16 protein-coding genes are annotated in these 15,374 nt (G+C 71.6%); 11 read left to right on the forward strand and 5 right to left on the reverse strand.

The window, feature by feature from the left end:
• Both QZ258_RS01640 and QZ258_RS01645 read right to left on the reverse strand, forming a co-directional pair.
• Positions 1–1,376: RNB domain-containing ribonuclease (locus tag QZ258_RS01640; protein WP_294178429.1), on the reverse strand; the 1,376-nt coding region annotated here is incomplete at its 3' end.
• A gap of 9 nt (positions 1,377–1,385) precedes the next feature.
• Positions 1,386–2,303 (reverse strand): A/G-specific adenine glycosylase, encoded by a 918-nt coding sequence (locus QZ258_RS01645; RefSeq protein ID WP_294178431.1) that lies wholly within the window; start codon positions 2,301–2,303, stop codon positions 1,386–1,388.
• Positions 2,304–2,340: 37 nt separating this feature from the next.
• Here QZ258_RS01645 and QZ258_RS01650 point away from each other — a divergent pair, with 37 nt between their 5' ends.
• Positions 2,341–2,928: a hypothetical protein gene (locus tag QZ258_RS01650; protein WP_294178432.1), complete on the forward strand. Its 588-nt coding sequence runs from the start codon at positions 2,341–2,343 to the stop codon at positions 2,926–2,928.
• A gap of 31 nt (positions 2,929–2,959) precedes the next feature.
• Here the strand turns inward: QZ258_RS01650 and QZ258_RS01655 are convergent, their stop codons facing one another.
• Complete coding sequence (locus tag QZ258_RS01655) at positions 2,960–3,955, reverse strand: ketopantoate reductase family protein (RefSeq protein ID WP_294178434.1); 996 nt, start codon at positions 3,953–3,955, stop codon at positions 2,960–2,962.
• Positions 3,956–4,008: 53 nt separating this feature from the next.
• Between QZ258_RS01655 and truB the strand changes: the two genes are divergently transcribed.
• From truB to QZ258_RS01675, 4 genes are read left to right on the forward strand one after another with little or no spacing between them, the layout of a single operon-like run.
• Positions 4,009–4,920, forward strand: coding sequence for a tRNA pseudouridine(55) synthase TruB (truB, locus tag QZ258_RS01660; RefSeq protein ID WP_294178436.1), 912 nt, complete (start codon positions 4,009–4,011; stop codon positions 4,918–4,920).
• Complete coding sequence (locus QZ258_RS01665; protein WP_294178438.1) at positions 4,917–5,285, forward strand: hypothetical protein; 369 nt, start codon at positions 4,917–4,919, stop codon at positions 5,283–5,285. The genes truB and QZ258_RS01665 overlap by 4 nt, the downstream gene beginning before the upstream one ends.
• Before the next feature lie 43 nt (positions 5,286–5,328).
• Positions 5,329–5,784 (forward strand): hypothetical protein, encoded by a 456-nt coding sequence (locus tag QZ258_RS01670; RefSeq protein WP_294178440.1) that lies wholly within the window; start codon positions 5,329–5,331, stop codon positions 5,782–5,784.
• On the forward strand, positions 5,781–6,743 hold the full coding sequence (locus tag QZ258_RS01675) for a bifunctional riboflavin kinase/FAD synthetase (RefSeq protein WP_294178441.1): 963 nt from the start codon (positions 5,781–5,783) through the stop codon (positions 6,741–6,743). The genes QZ258_RS01670 and QZ258_RS01675 overlap by 4 nt, the downstream gene beginning before the upstream one ends.
• 5 nt (positions 6,744–6,748) lie before the next feature.
• On the opposite strand, the gene QZ258_RS01680 is transcribed toward QZ258_RS01675, so the two are convergent.
• Complete coding sequence (locus QZ258_RS01680) at positions 6,749–7,336, reverse strand: hypothetical protein (RefSeq protein ID WP_294178442.1); 588 nt, start codon at positions 7,334–7,336, stop codon at positions 6,749–6,751.
• A 71-nt stretch (positions 7,337–7,407) separates the two neighbouring features.
• On the opposite strand from QZ258_RS01680, the gene QZ258_RS01685 reads away from it, so the two are divergent.
• Positions 7,408–8,664, forward strand: coding sequence for an MFS transporter (locus tag QZ258_RS01685; RefSeq protein WP_294178443.1), 1,257 nt, complete (start codon positions 7,408–7,410; stop codon positions 8,662–8,664).
• Here the strand turns inward: QZ258_RS01685 and QZ258_RS01690 are convergent.
• A complete protein-coding gene (locus QZ258_RS01690) occupies positions 8,661–9,602 on the reverse strand; it encodes an ROK family protein (RefSeq protein WP_294178565.1) in 942 nt (313 codons plus the stop codon). The two genes, QZ258_RS01685 and QZ258_RS01690, sit on opposite strands and share 4 nt — an antisense overlap.
• A gap of 141 nt (positions 9,603–9,743) precedes the next feature.
• Between QZ258_RS01690 and QZ258_RS01695 the strand changes: the two genes are divergently transcribed.
• The 5 genes from QZ258_RS01695 (at position 9,744) to QZ258_RS01715 (ending at position 15,373) form a co-directional block, all read left to right on the forward strand.
• Positions 9,744–10,199, forward strand: a complete 456-nt coding sequence (locus QZ258_RS01695) for a hypothetical protein (protein WP_294178444.1) — start codon at positions 9,744–9,746, stop codon at positions 10,197–10,199.
• 112 nt (positions 10,200–10,311) lie between these two features.
• Positions 10,312–11,274, forward strand: coding sequence for a deoxyribose-phosphate aldolase (gene deoC, locus QZ258_RS01700; RefSeq protein WP_363181828.1), 963 nt, complete (start codon positions 10,312–10,314; stop codon positions 11,272–11,274).
• Between the two features lie 10 nt (positions 11,275–11,284).
• Positions 11,285–12,835, forward strand: coding sequence for an aldehyde dehydrogenase family protein (locus QZ258_RS01705; RefSeq protein ID WP_294178446.1), 1,551 nt, complete (start codon positions 11,285–11,287; stop codon positions 12,833–12,835).
• Complete coding sequence (locus tag QZ258_RS01710; RefSeq protein ID WP_294178447.1) at positions 12,832–13,692, forward strand: aldehyde dehydrogenase family protein; 861 nt, start codon at positions 12,832–12,834, stop codon at positions 13,690–13,692. The genes QZ258_RS01705 and QZ258_RS01710 overlap by 4 nt, the downstream gene beginning before the upstream one ends.
• 178 nt (positions 13,693–13,870) lie before the next feature.
• Complete coding sequence (locus QZ258_RS01715; RefSeq protein ID WP_294178448.1) at positions 13,871–15,373, forward strand: SDR family oxidoreductase; 1,503 nt, start codon at positions 13,871–13,873, stop codon at positions 15,371–15,373.
• Position 15,374: the final 1 nt, after the last annotated feature.

Consider the following 15,374-nt stretch of genomic DNA (forward strand, 5'->3'; position numbering starts at 1 on the left):
CGCACGCGCAAGGACTCGCCGGGCGTCACGTCTCCGGTGAACTCGGCCTCGACGTCGGGGTCGGTGAGCTGGATGCGTCCGCCCGAACCGTTGGCCCGCACCACGACCGCGTCGAACTCTTCACCCACGCGCGGGGCGAGCACGGCCGCCTCGACGAGGTCGAGGGTGAGCCGGTCGAGGCGCCCGGCGGCGCTCGCGGCGCGGCCCATGATGCCGGGAAGCTCGGGCAACGCCTCAAGCACCCATGCGGCCGGTCGCTCGCGGCGCACGAGCGCCTCGCAGACCAGCAGCGAGAACCGGTCGACGAGCCGACGCAGCGGCGCCGTGACGTGGGTGTAGGGCGCGGCGATCGCGGCCTGCAGCGTCTCTTCCGGTTCGGTGCCGTCGAAGACGGTGTAACTCGCGCCGCGGAACAGTGACGCGGCGGCGTGCAGGATCGCCAGGTCGCGCGGCTGTTCGCCGTCGAGTTCGCGGAGGAAGGCGCCGTACGGCTGTTCGGCGGGCCAGGGGCGCCCGAGCGCGCGCGTCTGCCGACGAAAGTGTTCGACCGATTCGTCGTCGGCGGGTGGCATGGTGCGGAGGATCCCCACGCCGCCGTCGAGCATGATCTGCGCGGCGGCCATCCCGGTCATGAGCGACAGCTGCGCGTTGGCGCGCTCGATCGGGTGCAGGGCGCGGCGTTCGAGCGCGTAGCGTTCGCCGTCGTGGGTGACGAGAATTTCGGGCGTCGACAGGCTCGCGCCGCCGCGTTCCGCTTCGAGCGCGAGACGCAGTTCGCCGAGTTCGAGCAGCAGCCGCAGCGTGTCGATGGAGTCTCCGCTGCCCGCGGCGAGTTCCGCATCCGCCTGTTCGTAGGAGAGCTGCCGGCGGCTGCGCACGCGCGCCCGCTCTAGAGAAGTGGAGGCGACCTCACCGCGCGCGTCGAGGTGGAAGGTCCAGACGAATGCGCCGCGCACCGAGCCGGGCAGCAGGGAGGCGGCGTGCTCGCTGATGGCGACCGGATGGAGGGGGATGCGTCCGTCGGCCGCGTAGATCGTCGTGCCGCGTTCGCGCGCCGCCCGATCAACCTCGCCGCCGGGAGTGACGAACGCGGGCAGGTCGGCGATCGCGTAGTGCGCCACGAGCCCGTCGGCACCGCGCTCCAGCGCGAGCGCCTGGTCGAGATCGGTCGAGCCCTCGGGATCGATCGTGAGGAACGGGATGTCGGTGCGATCCGCCGACGGAAGTGCGGTGCGCTCGACGGCCGTGTCGGCCTCGGCGAGCACCTCGGGCGCGAACTTCCGTTCGAGCCCGAGCGAGGCGGGCAGCTCCGCCAGCGCGGTGACCAGTTCGGCTTCGGCGGTGGCGCGGGCGAGGCGAAGCGGATGAACGGGCACGACTCCACCCTAGGCGGCGGGCAGCGTGTAGCCCTCGGGTGCCGCGGTGATGAGTCCGTCGCGCTCGAGTCCGGCGAGGGCGCGGGCGAACTGCGCGGCATCGTCGAGCCCGGCCGCCGACCAGCGCGCGCGGAGCGCCTCGAGCGGCACCGGCACCTCGTGGGCGCGCAATTCGGCGAGGACGAGCCCGCGCACCTGGCGGTCGGAGCCCTCGTACTTCTTCTGTCGCGGTGCCCGCGCGCCGGTGTGCTCGGGGTATCCGGCGGCGCGCCAGGCGCAGAGGTCGGCAACGGGGCACGATTCGCACTGCGGCGCGCGCGCCGTGCAGATGACTTGCCCGAGTTCCATCGTGCCGGCGTTGACGAGGCGGGCGGTCGCCGCATCCGTCGGTAGCGTGGCCTCCATCTCGACCAGGTCGCGGCGCGTCGCGGGCGGCCCCGGTTCGGCGTCGCCGCGCAGTGCTCGCGCGAGCACGCGCCGCACATTGGTGTCGACGACGGGGGTGCGCACGCCGTAGGCGAAGGCGGCGACGGCGCGCGCCGTGTACGGGCCGACGCCCGGCAACTCCAGCAGCGCCTCCACCTCGTCGGGCACGCGTCCGGCGTGCCGCTCGGTGATGGCGACGGCGGCGCCGTGCAGGTTGAGGGCGCGGCGCGGGTAGCCGAGCCGGTCCCACGCGCGCACCGCCTCGCCGGGCGGCACCGCCGCGAGGTCGGCGGGTGTCGGCCAGCGTTCGAGCCAGGCCGCAAGTCGCGGGATGACGCGCGAGACAGGCGTCTGCTGCAGCATGAACTCGCTCACCAGGATGCCCCAGGCGCCGAAGCCGTCCCGTCGCCATGGCAGGTCCCGATGCCCGGCCGCGAACCAGGCGGCGACGCGCGCGCCGAGCACAGCGGGCGCGTCCGCGGCGGAGTTCGGTGCAGTCATCCCAGCCAGGCTACGACGCCGTGGCTACGCTGAGATCATGCCGAGATGGTCGCCCGCCCGCGAGGACGTGCTGGAGGCGCTTGCCGCCGAGATTCTGACCCACTACGCCAAGGGTCGGGTCGCTGTCGCGGTCGAGGGCGCCGAGGGTTCGGGCTCGCGCGCGTTCGCGAGCGATCTGGCGGCCGTGCTGGTGCGCCGCGGGCACGCCGCCGTCACCGCGCACATCGACGACTTCCAGCGACCGCGAGCCGAGCGCGGGGCCGACACCGCCGAGGGCCGCTACCGCGATGCCTTCGACTATTCGGTGTTCCGTCGCGTGCTGATCGACCCGTTCCGGCTCGGCGGCAGCGCGGCGTTCGTGCTGGCGGCGTTCGACGCCGACGCGGATCAGCCGATCGAGCCGACCTGGACGACGGCCCCCGCGAACGCGATCCTGCTCGTCGAGGGCGAGTTCTTGTTGCGCCCCGACCTGCGCGCGATCTGGAACTTCAGCGTGTGGCTCGACGGGCCGGGGGAGCCCCTCGCCGCCTACACCGCGGATGCGCAGCCCCGCACCCGCGCGAGCGCGATCATCGACGCCACCGACCCCGAGCACCCGCGTCGCGTCTTCGCCGACTCCTGCTGAGCGGGCCGCCGACCCCTGCTGAGCCCGCCGACTACACCGGAACCCGCGCCAGCACCGTCTCGGGCTCGAGGAACTGCCCGGATCGCTCCACCTGGTGCACGAGGGTGACGAGCGCCGCGTTCGTCGGCGTGCCGATCCCGGTCTGCTGTGCGAGACCGACGACGGCGCCGTTGAGGAAGTCGATCTCGGTGAGTTGTCCGCGCTGAATGCTTTGCAGCGTCGAGCCCGGGTTCGGCACGTCGCCCATGCGGTCGGCGAGCATGCGCGGGAAGATCGAACCGACGGCGAGGGGAAGCCAGCCGATCGTTTCGAGCACGCGGCCCGAGACGCCCTGCATGTCGCCGAGGCGGATGCCGAGCCGCCGCGCCACGCGCACCGTTTCGCGCATGCTGGCGGTCATCACTCGTCTGAGGCCCGGATCCGCGACCACCTCTTGCACGCTCAGCCCGGTGATCGCGGGCAGGGCGTTCACGTGGTTGACGAGGAGTTTGCTCCACTGGGCGGCGTCCAGATCGGGTGCGACCTCGGTGGGCAGAGCCTCGCTCAGGGTGGCGGCGAGGCGTTCCAGCTCCTCCGGCGAGGTGCCTTCGGCGGCGCCGATCACGAGCGGCAGCGCGGCGGTGATGGTGATTTTGCCGGGGGAGAGGTAGGAGGCGGCGAACAGCGCGAGGCCGCCGAACAGTGTCGCGTCGGGGAGTTCTTCGCGCGCGACGTCGAGGCCGCCGAGACCGTTCTGCACGACGAGCAGCGGAACGCCGCGGAGCACCGCACTGTGCGCGTCGAGGGCGGCACGAGCATCCTGCGCCTTGGTGGCGAGGATGGCGAGTTCGGGGGCCTCGGTCAGGAACTCGTCGGCGCTCACGTGGGCGACGTGGTCGCCGAAGCCGCCGTCGAGTCGGATGCCGTTCTCGCGGATCGCCGCGAGGTGCGCGCCGCGCGCCGCGACCGCGACCTCGTGGCCGGCTCGATCCAGCAGCGCCGCGAGGGCGCCGCCGACGGCCCCGGCTCCGATGATTCCAATTCGCACTCTCGCATCGTAGGGGCGCGAGCGGGCTCGTCGCGCGGCGATACGATGGCGAGGTGTCAGCAAGCCCGGGAGTGTTGCTCGTCGACAAGCCACAGGGCATCACGAGCCACGATGTCGTCTCGAGGGCCCGCCGCGCCCTCGACACCCGCAAGGTCGGCCACGCGGGCACGCTCGATCCGATGGCGACCGGGCTGCTGCTGCTCGGCGCCAACAGCGCGACGCGTCTGCTGACCTACCTGGTGGGGCTCGACAAGGACTACGCCGCGACGATCCGACTCGGCCAGTCGACGAGCACCGACGACGCCGAGGGCGACGTCACGGGCGGCTCGGATGCGCGCGGGATCGACCGCGCCGCGATCGACGCGGTCATCCAGACCCTCACCGGCGACATCACCCAGGTGCCCTCGACGGTGAGCGCGATTAAGGTGCAGGGTCGGCGCGCCTACGAGCTGGCGCGGGCGGGGGAGACGGTTGAGCTGCGCGGACGCGACGTGACGGTGAGCTCGTTCGTGGTCGACGCGGAGCGGCGCGGGGACGACCTGCCCGAGGGCACGATTGACCTCGACGTGCGGGTGAGCGTGTCATCCGGCACCTATGTGCGTGCTCTCGCGCGCGATCTGGGTGCGGCGCTCGGCGTCGGCGGCCACCTCACCGCCCTCCGGCGCACCCGCATCGGGCCGTTCTCGGTCGACGACGCGATCCGGCTCGATCCCGAACACCCCGAGCGGGCCCGCGCCGCGCTTCTCGAGCCCGCGGCGGTCGCGACCGCGCTCTACCCGAGCGCGGCGCTCGACGCGGCTCAGCTGCGCGATCTCGCCCACGGGAAGCGCATCACCGTGGACCACCCGGATGCCGAGGTCCTCGCGCTCCTCGGACCGGATGGGCGCCTGGCCGGGCTCGCCGCCGTGACGGACCGGGCCGCGCGCATCCTCGTCAATTTCCCCACACAGGAGGTGCTCTCGTGATCTCCTGGTTCACGATCATTCAGGTCGTCGTCGCCTCGCTCGCGGGGCTCTACTGCATCGGGCTGGGCATCGCGAAGCGCTCGCCGAATGACGCCGCGATCCTGTCGGTGGCGCTCGTGGAGGTGCTGCTGATCGCCCAGTTCGTCGTCGCGCTCGTCGCGCCCGGCTTCGGCAACGTGGCGACCGGCAGCGTGCTCGAGTTCTTCCTATACCTCGTCACCGCGCTCCTGATTCCGCCGATCGCGGTGCTGTGGGCACTTCTCGAGCGGTCGCGGTGGAGCAGTGTCGTGCTCGGCATTGCGGCGATCTCGATCGCGATCATGATCTACCGCATGCAGCAGATCTGGGCGATCCAACTGGCCTGAGCCGCGCGGCGCGCCGCGCCCCACCGCAGTACGCTGGGGGGCGATGTTGCGCTCACCCGATTCGAGTCCGCCGCCGCGGAGAATCACCGGCCCCGGTCGTGTCCTCGTTGCCGTGTACGGCATCCTGGCGATCGCGGCGACCGGTCGCTCGGTGCTGCAGATCGCGACCCGGTTCGAGGAGGCGCCGCTCGCGTATTCGCTTTCGGCCGTCGCGGCCGTGGTGTACATCCTCGCCACGCTCGCCCTGGCGCTCGGCTGGGACGGCCTGGCCTGGATCACGATCGGATTCGAGCTCCTCGGTGTGGTGACGATCGGCGCGGTGAGTGTTGTCGCTCCGGCGCTGTTGGGGCTCGCCTCCGCGTCGCCGTTCGGCGGTCAGGCGACCGTCTGGAGCGCGTTCGGGGCCGGATACCTGCTGGTGCCCCTTGTGCTGCCGATTCTCGGTCTGCTGTGGCTGCGTCGCCGCACGCGGGCGACGGCCGAGGCGCCGGCATCGTGAGGGTCTTCCGCAGCCTGGAGGAGGTGCCGCACGGGTTCGGTCCGTCGGCGATCGCGATCGGCAAATTCGACGGCGTTCACCTCGGCCATCGCGCGCTCATCGAGACGCTCTGCGAGCGCGCGCGCGAACTCGGCATCGCGCCGGTGGTGGTCACCTTCGATCGCAACCCGCTCGCGCTGTTGCGCCCGGAACGGTGCCCGCCCGCGCTCGTCAGCAATGCGCAAAAGCTTGAGCTGCTTGCCGAGGCCGGCGTCGAGGCGACCCTCATGCTGACCTTCGACGAGGAGCTCAGCGCGGTTCCCGCGACCGAGTTCGCGGAGAACACCCTGGTGCGCGCGCTCCGCGCACGTCTCGTGCTCGCCGGCGCCGACTTCCGCTTCGGCGCGCGCGGCCAGGGCGACGTCGAGCTGTTGACTCGGATCGGGGCCGAGCGCGGCTTCGAGACGGTCGTGATCGGTGATGTCGCCGGTTCCGGGGATTCGGTGACCGGCTCCGACCGTCGCGCCTCCTCGACCTGGATTCGCGAGCTGCTCGACGAGGGCAAGGTTCACGACGCGGCGAGGCTGCTGGGCCGCCCGCCGACGTTGCGCTCCGTGGTGGTGCACGGTGAGCACCGCGGTCGCGAACTCGGGTTCCCGACCGCCAACCTCGATCCGGATATCGAGGGTTTCGTTCCGCAGGACGGCGTCTACGCGGCGTGGGCGACGATCGACGGGCAGCGCTACGCCGCGGCCGTCTCGATCGGCAACAACCCGACCTTCGAGGGCATCCCCGCGCACCAGGTGGAGGCTTTCCTGCTCGATGCGGAGCTGGATGCCTACGGCCGCACGATCGAACTGGAGTTCATCGACTTCGTGCGCCCGATGCTCCGTTTCGACGGCATCGAGTCGCTCATCGCCGGGCTGACCGCCGACGTGGAGAAGGTCCGCGAGATCCTCGGAACTCCGGCGCCGCGCTAGCCGGATCAGCTGCCGGGCACCCCGCGGTGGCCGTAGAGGAAGAGCACGATGGCGGCGGCGCTGCCGGTGATCGCCGGCCCCGTGCCGATCTCCCAACCGGCGTCGCTCGCAATCAGTCGGCGACCGCGCACGACCGCGCGGATCGGCAGCGGCGCCGAGAGGCTGCGGGCGAGCGCCACCGCTCCCGAGACGGTCGCGCTGACGGCGAGCGGGCGGCCGAGGGCGAGCGTGAGTTCGAAGGCATCCGCGAGCGTCGCCCCGAGTTCGGGCACGCGCACGCGCGTGCGGGCGGTCAGGCGCTCCATCGCGAGCGAGCGGATGCGCGCCGTCAGAGCGCCGAGATCTTCGGTCGCCAGGATGGCGCGGTCGCGTCGACCCCGCGTCGCGGTGCGGGCGATCGAGCGCGCCAGATCTTCCACGGTCGTGTTCGGACGCAGCGTCGGGTGCGCGGCGATGGTGGGCCCTTCGGCTTCGAGGATCTCGGCCACGGCGAGCAGCAGTTCGCCCTGGCGCCTCGACCAATTCGACTCGACACGCGACTCGTCGCGGCGCGCCCGGGTGCTCAGCGGCAGGTGCCGGGTCACATCGCTCATGCTGTGAGCGTACGCCGCCGTCGCCGTGCACGACGCGGCGGCGCACGGCGTGCGATCTCTAGACTCGTGCGGTGAGTGACGAGCGGGCCTTCGAGGAGCGGAGGATGCGTCGCGGCCGCGTGCTGGTGTTCATCGGCGTCGTTCTCCTCGCCCTCAACCTGCGCACCGCGGTCGCCGCGATTTCGCCGATCGTCGACCGGATCTCGGTGGAGCTGGCGCTCGATCCGGTGGCCCTCGGTGTGCTGGGGGCGACGCCGCCGCTCGCGTTCGCCGCCTCGGGGGTGATTGGCCCGTTCATCGTGCGCCGGGTGGGGCTCGAGCGGGCGCTCGTGCTCGCGATCGTCGTGATGATCGCCGGGCACCTGGGTCGCACGCTCGCGGCCTCCACCCTCATGCTCGTGATCGCGACGATCGTCACTTTGCTCGGTGTTGGCGTGGCGAACGTGCTGCTTCCGCCGATCGTGAAGCGCTACTTCCCGCATCGCGTCGGCGCCGTCACGGCGCTCTACGCGACGGTCATGTCGGTCGGGGCGACGATTCCGGCCCTCATCGCCGTGCCGGTCGCCGACGGTGCGGGGTGGAGGGTGTCGCTCGGCGTGTGGTTCGCGTCGGCGCTCATCGTCGCGATCCCGTGGGTGGCGGGCCTGCTCGGGCGGCACGATCAGGCGCACGACGCGGCGACGCGCGCCGCCGAGGCGGTCGAGACCGGGGCGCTCCCGGTCGCGGCTCGGCTCGGCGTGGTGCGCTCCCGGGTCGCCTGGTCGATCGCGGGGGTGTTCGCGATGGCGTCCTTCGGCGCCTACGCCGCGTTCGCCTGGTTGCCGCTGCTGCTGACCGACTTGGCAGGCGTGGATGCGGCGGCGGCGGGCGGACTTCTCGCCCTGTTCACGATCGCCGGTTTCCCGGCCGCGCTGCTGGTTCCCGTCCTCGCGTCGAGGCTGCGTTCGGCCACGCCGCTCGTGGTGGCCGGCATCGCGTTCCACCTTGCGGGCTACCTCGGGTTGATTCTCGTGCCCACGACGGCGACCTGGCTCTGGGTGCTGTTCGCGGGCCTCGGCCCGCTGATGTTCCCGCTCGCGCTCGCGCTGATCGGCCTGCGCTCGCGCACCACTGAGGGCGCGGTGGCGCTGAGCGGGTTCGTGCAGGGGTTCGGCTACCTGATCGGGGCGGCCGGGCCTTTTCTCGTCGGCATCATCCACTCGGCAACGGGCGGCTGGATCGCCCCGTTGTGGCTCCTGCTCGGTGCGGCGGTGTTCGCGATTCCGGCGCTGTTCGTGCTGGCGCGCGGCGAAACCGTCGAAGACGAGCTCGAGCGCCGCGCCGCTTAGTCGCCGATCAGCTCGGAGCGGTGGATCAGCGCGGCGGCGCCGATCAGCGGGCCGTCGCCGGAGAGCGCGGAGGGCACGACCCGCACCTTGGTGACGAAGCCGAACTGGACGTGCTCGGCGATCGGCTCGCGAATCAGGTCGAACAGGTCCGGAGTCACGTGAGAGAAGCCGCCGCCGATCGCGACCACATCGAGGTCGACGAGCGCGGTCGCCGAGGCGATCGCCTGCCCGATCGCGCGACCCGAGCGGGCGACCGCGCGGCGGGCGATCTCGTCGCCGGCGGCGTAGGCGGCCGCGAGCTCCTCGCCGGTCGACCCGTCCCAGCCTTCGCGACGCGCCCAGGCGACCGTCTTGGGGCCTGAGGCGACCGCCTCCCGGCATCCGGCCCCACCGCACGCGCACGGGTCGTCGAATCCGGCGACCTCGACGTGCCCGATGTGACCGGCGTTGCCGGTCGGGCCGGGAACCGTGCGACCCCCGAGGATCAGGCCGCCGCCGACGCCCGTCGACACGATCATTCCCATCGCGTTGTCGGCGCCGCGCGCCGCGCCCACCCAGTGTTCGGCGAGCGCGATGCACAGGCCATCCATCCGTAGCGTGACGGGAATGCCTGGCGCGACCGGTTCGACGACGCTGCGCACCAGGTCGCGCAGCGGGTAGTCGCGCCAGTTCGCCAGGTTGAGCGGCGAAACCGCCCCCGCCCCCACATTGATCGGGCCGGCCGCGCCGATTCCGGCGCCGACGAGCTCGTGCTCGGGGGCCAGGCTCGCGAGCGCCGCCATCGTGGCGCCCGTGACGGCCTCGGCCAGCTGCTCGGAGGTCGATCCCGCGCCGGTCGGTCGGCGGTGGCGCGAGGAGGTGACGACCGCGCCGTCGGCGGTGACGAGCGCGGCTTCGACCTTCGTGCCGCCGAGGTCGAGGGCGAGAGCAACTGGAATCACGAGGCGGACTGCTTTCGGTCGGCGCGGTCACGGCGTCAGCGCACGCGCGCGGCGGGTGGGCGAGGGGATCTCCCCTTCAGCGTAGCGATCGCCGCGTCGCTGCCCCCGCGGGGGTCGACCGCGCCGTACACTGGCCGCGTGAACGGCGTCTCGCGGCTGGAACGGGTGATCGATCTGCCGCGTTCGATCGTCTGGGAGGCGCTCGTCGATCCGATTCTGAGCGAGGGCTGGCTTCACCCCGACGCGAGTCTGCTCGACGGCGTCGAGGTGCTCGAACGCCGCGACCCGGTTGCTGAAACGCCCGAGCTGCCCGCGATCCTCGAATCCGACGGCCCGCACCTCGGGCACGTGCGCGTCGAGGTGACCGAATCGCGCGGCGGCACGCGCGGCGGCGTCACCGAGGTCGTCCTCACCGTTCCCCAGCACATCGACGACCGCTTCCGCGCACCGTTGATCGCGGGCTGGCAGACGCGGCTCGACCAGCTCGAGGGTCTGCTGCGCGGGCATCCGGTCGATTGGGACAACTGGGAACGCGACCACGGCGCCGACTACGAGAGCCACCTCGTGCGCGCCGCGACGGCGGCATCCCCCTGAGAGTCTCCTCCCTGAGTTCGGCAGGCACGCTCGCTAGACTCAGGGGGTGAATGCCACCAATTCCGGCGTGACGACGCGCACCGCGCTCGCTCCCGCCGAACGCGCGACCCGGTTGCTCGGCGCCGAGCTGACCGAGAAGAGCCTGCGGCTGCATCTGGAAGGTCTTCCGGGCGTCGACGCGGTCGGCCTCGAACAGCGCGCCGCCGCCCTCGGAACCCGCTCGATCAAGACCACCTCGAAGGCCTGGGCCCTCGACCGCATCATCGAGCTGATCGACCTCACGACGCTCGAGGGCGCCGACACGCCCGGCAAGGTCCGCTCGCTCGTAGCGAAGGCGGTCACCCCGGATCCGAGCTCTCCCGACACGCCCCGCGTCGCGGCGGTCTGCGTCTACGGCGACATGGTTCCGGATGCGGTGGCCGCCCTCGGCGCGCTCCACGGTGATCCGGACGACGGCCTGATCTCCGTCGCGGCGGTCGCGACCGCCTTCCCGAGCGGCCGTGCCTCGCTCGCGGTGAAGCTCGCCGACACCCGCGACGCGGTCGCGGCGGGCGCCGACGAGATCGACATGGTGATCGACCGGGGGGCGTTCCTCGCGGGCCGCTACGGCGAGGTCTTCGAGCAGATCGTCGCCGTGAAGGAGGCCTGCCGCCGCGAGGACGGCAGCTTCGCGAGCCTCAAGGTGATCCTCGAGACGGGCGAGCTGAACTCCTACGACAACGTGCGCCGCGCCAGCTGGCTGGCGATCCTCGCCGGGGGCGACTTCATCAAGACCTCGACCGGCAAGGTGAGCCCCGCCGCCACCCTGCCGGTGACGCTTCTCATGCTCGAGGTGGTGCGCGATTGGTATCGCCTCACGGGCGAGAAGATCGGCGTGAAGCCGGCCGGAGGCATCCGCACCTCGAAGGATGCGATCAAATACCTCGTGACCGTCGCCGAGACGGTCGGCGAGGAGTGGCTGCAGCCGCACCTGTTCCGCTTCGGCGCGTCGAGCCTTCTCAACGATGTGCTCCTGCAGCGCCAGAAGCTCCAGACCGGCCACTACTCCGGCCCCGACTACGTCACGATCGACTAAGGACCGCAGCATGGTGAAAGACATCGACATCCCCGCCGGCGCCGGATTCCTGGACTACGCCCCGGCGCCCGAGTCGACGAGCATCCTGAAGCTTCGTGACTCCTACGGCCTGTTCATCGACGGCGACTTCGTCGACGGGCACGGCACGCCGTTTTCCACCGTGTCGCCCGCGACCGAGAAGGTGATCGCCGAGATCGCGACCGCCAACGAGCGCGACGTCGATCTGGCGGTCGCCGCGGCCCGCCGCGCCTACGACAAGACCTGGTCGAAGCTTTCGGGCGCCGACCGCGGCAAGTACCTGTTCCGCATCGCCCGCCTCGTGCAGGAGCGTGCCCGTGAGCTCGCGGTCGCCGAGAGCCTCGACAACGGCAAGCCGATCAAGGAGAGCCGCGACGTCGACGTGCCGCTGGTGGCGGCCTGGTTCTTCTACTACGCCGGCTGGGCCGACAAGCTCGACTACGCGGGCCTCGGCGCGAACCCGAAGGCGCTCGGCGTGGCCGGGCAGGTCATCCCGTGGAACTTCCCCCTCCTGATGCTCGCCTGGAAGGTCGCCCCGGCGCTCGCCGCGGGCAACACGGTGGTGCTGAAGCCGGCCGAGACGACCTCGCTCACGGCGCTGCTGTTCGCCGAGATCCTGCAGCAGGCCGACCTGCCGAAGGGTGTCGTCAACATCGTCACCGGGGCGGGCGCGACGGGTGCGACGCTCGTGCGGCATCCGGACGTCGACAAGGTCGCCTTCACCGGCTCGACCGCGGTCGGTCGGGAGATCGCCAAGGCGATCGCCGGCACCGGCAAGAAGGTCACGCTCGAGCTCGGCGGCAAGGCGGCCAACATCGTCTTCGATGACGCGCCGATCGATCAGGCGATCGAGGGCATCGTCAACGGCATCTTCTTCAACCAGGGCCACGTCTGCTGCGCCGGTAGCCGCCTGCTGGTGCAGGAGAACATTCACGACGAGGTGATCGACCGCCTGAAGAGCCGGCTGTCGACACTGCGGCTCGGCGATCCGCTCGACAAGAACACCGACATCGGGGCCATCAACTCGCAGGAGCAGCTCGAGCGCATCACGGCGCTCGTTGCCGCGGGCGAGGCGGAGGGCGCCGAGCGCTGGAGTGCCCCGTGCGACTTCCCCGAGAACGGGTTCTGGTACGCGCCGACGATCTTCACCAACGTGTCGACCAGTTCGCGCGTGGCGCGCGAAGAGATCTTCGGCCCGGTGCTCAGCGTGCTGACCTTCCGCACCCCCGCGGAGGCGATCGCGAAGGCGAACAACACTCCTTACGGCCTCTCGGCGGGCATCTGGAGCGACAAGGGTTCCAAGATCCTTGCCGTCGCCGACAAGCTGCGCGCGGGGGTGATCTGGGCGAACACCTTCAACCGTTTCGACCCGGCGTCGCCGTTCGGCGGCTACAAGGAGTCCGGCTACGGCCGCGAGGGCGGCCGCCACGGCCTCACCGCGTACCTCGCCGCCAGCGGGTCGAGTAGCCCGCGGAGCGACAACCCCCGCGGGTCGAGTAGCCCGCGCAGCGGGCGTATCGAGACCAAGGGAGCCGGCCGATGACCCACCTGACGATCCCCAAGACCTACAAGCTCTACATCGGCGGCAAGTTCCCGCGCACCGAGTCGGGGCGAAGCTACGAGGTGACGACGCCGAAGGGCAAGTTCCTCGCCAACGCCGCCCTGGCCAGCCGCAAGGACGGTCGGGATGCGGTTGTCGCCGCCCGCGCCGCCCAGCCCGGCTGGGCCGGTGCCACCGCCTACAACCGCGGTCAGGTGCTGTACCGCATCGCCGAGGTGCTGGAGGGGCGGCGCGAGCAGTTCGTCGCCGAGATCTCCGCCTCCGAGGGGGTGTCGAAGTCGGTCGCGACCGCGCAGGTGGAGGCGGCGATCGACTCCTGGGTGTGGTTCGCCGGCTGGGCCGACAAGTACGTGCAGGTCGCGGGCACCGGCAACCCGGTCGCGGGACCGTACTTCAACCTCTCGGTGCCCGAGCCGACCGGGGTCGTCGCGATCGTCGCGCCGCAGGGCAAGGGCGCGTCGCTCCTGGGTCTTGTCAACGTCGTCGCTCCCGCGATCGTCAGCGGCAACACGGTGGTCGTGATCGCGAGCCAGCAGCACCCGCTCAGCTCGATCAGCCTCGCCGAGGTCTTCGCCACGAGCGACCTCCCGGGGGGCGTCGTCAACGTGCTCACCGGCTCGCCCGCCGAGATCGCGCCGTGGCTCGCGAGCCACGCCGATGTCAACGCGCTCGACTTGGCCGGCGCCGACGCGCTCGACTGGGTGGAGCTCGAGATCGCGGCGGCGGACACGCTGAAGCGGGTCCTGCATCCGGAGCCCGGTGTTCCGCCGCGGACGCTCGACCGCATCGTCGCGCTCACCGAGACGAAGACGGTCTGGCACACCAAGTCGCTGATCTGAGCCGCGCCTCGCGTACGCCGTCGCGAGCCGCGCGACCGGTGCCAAAAGTGCGATCGCGGCGCGCAAGATCGCGCTTTTGGCGCCGCTCGCGGGAACGGGCGCGCGCGTTTGCGAGCACGGGGGACGACATCTCGTCGAGACGCGGGAATTCTTCAGGCCGGCGCTCTAGCGTGGCGGCATGCGCATCCTCCTGACCGGCGCCACCGGATATCTGGGCGGGCGCTTGGCTCCCCGGTTGTTGGAACGTGGTCACGAGGTGCGCGTGCTGGTGCGCGACGCGTCGCGCCTCCGCGATGTGCCCTGGGCGGCGGATGTCGAGGTCGTTGAGGGCGATCTGGGCGACGCGGATGCGGTACACCGCGCGCTCCGGGATCGCGAGGTCGCGTACTACCTGGTGCACTCGATGTCGGCGCACATGGACTTCGCCGACGTCGATCGGCGCCACGCCGAGACCTTCGCCGCGGCGGCGCGCGAGGCGGGCGTCTCACGCATCGTGTACCTCGGCGGGTTGCACCCCGAGGGCCGGCTGTCGCCGCACCTGCGCTCGCGCGCCGAGGTCGGCGACATTCTGCTCGCCTCCGGGGTGCCGACGGCGGCGCTCCAGGCGGGGGTGGTGATCGGATCCGGCTCGGCGAGTTTCGAGATGATCCGGCACCTGACCGAGGTGCTGCCTTACATGCCGGCGCCCAAATGGGTGCGCAACTTCATCCAGCCGATCGCGGTGCGCGACGTGCTCTACTACCTGCTCGAGGCCGCCGCGCTGCCGCCCGAGGTGAACCGCGCCTTCGACATCGGCGGCCCCGACGTGCTGCGCTACGGCCAGATGATGAACGGCTACGCGGTCGAGGCGGGCCTGCACCAGCGTCCGATCGCCTCGCTTCCGGTGCTGACGCCGTGGCTCGCCTCGCACTGGGTCAACCTGGTCACGCCCATTCCGCGCGCCCTCGCGGTGCCGCTCGTGACGAGCCTGCAGAACGACGCGGTGTGCCGCGAGCACGACATCTCCCGGTGGATTCCCGACCCCGAGGGCGGGCTGACCGGCTATCGGCGCGCGGTGCGCCTGGCGCTCGGCAAGATGCGGTCGGGCGAGGTGGAGACTAGTTGGCAGAACGATCAGGTGCTCGGCGCGCCGAGCGACCCGCTGCCGAGCGACCCGGAGTGGGCCGGTCACACGGTCTACGTGGATGAGCGAGAGCAGGTCTCGACCGCCTCGCCCGAGCGGCTGTGGAGCGTGATCGAGGGGATCGGCGGTGAGAACGGCTGGTACTCCTTGCCGCTCGCCTGGGCGCTGCGCGGCTGGCTCGACAAGCTCGTCGGCGGGGTGGGTCTGCGTCGTGGGCGCCGTCATCCGCACGAGTTGGCGCTCGGCGAGGCGCTCGATTTCTGGCGCGTGGAGGAGTTGGACCGCGGCCGCGTGCTGCGACTGCGCGCCGAGATGAAGCTACCCGGGCGCGCCTGGCTCGAGCTCTCGGCGCTTCCGCATCCGGACGGCTCGCGATACCGGCAGCGTGCGGTGTTCTTCCCGCGCGGGCTCGCCGGGCGGTTGTACTGGTTCGCGATTCTGCCCTTTCATGGCGTGATCTTCCGCGGCATGGCGCTACGCATCACAGAACGCGCCGAGGCCGAGGCGCGCGCAGACGGGGCCGCGGCGAGCCCCGCGGACGAGATCACGACTCGGTGAC

The organism is uncultured Schumannella sp., assembly GCF_905479755.1.
In the GTDB taxonomy this organism is placed as follows: Bacteria; Actinomycetota; Actinomycetes; order Actinomycetales; family Microbacteriaceae; genus DCRR01.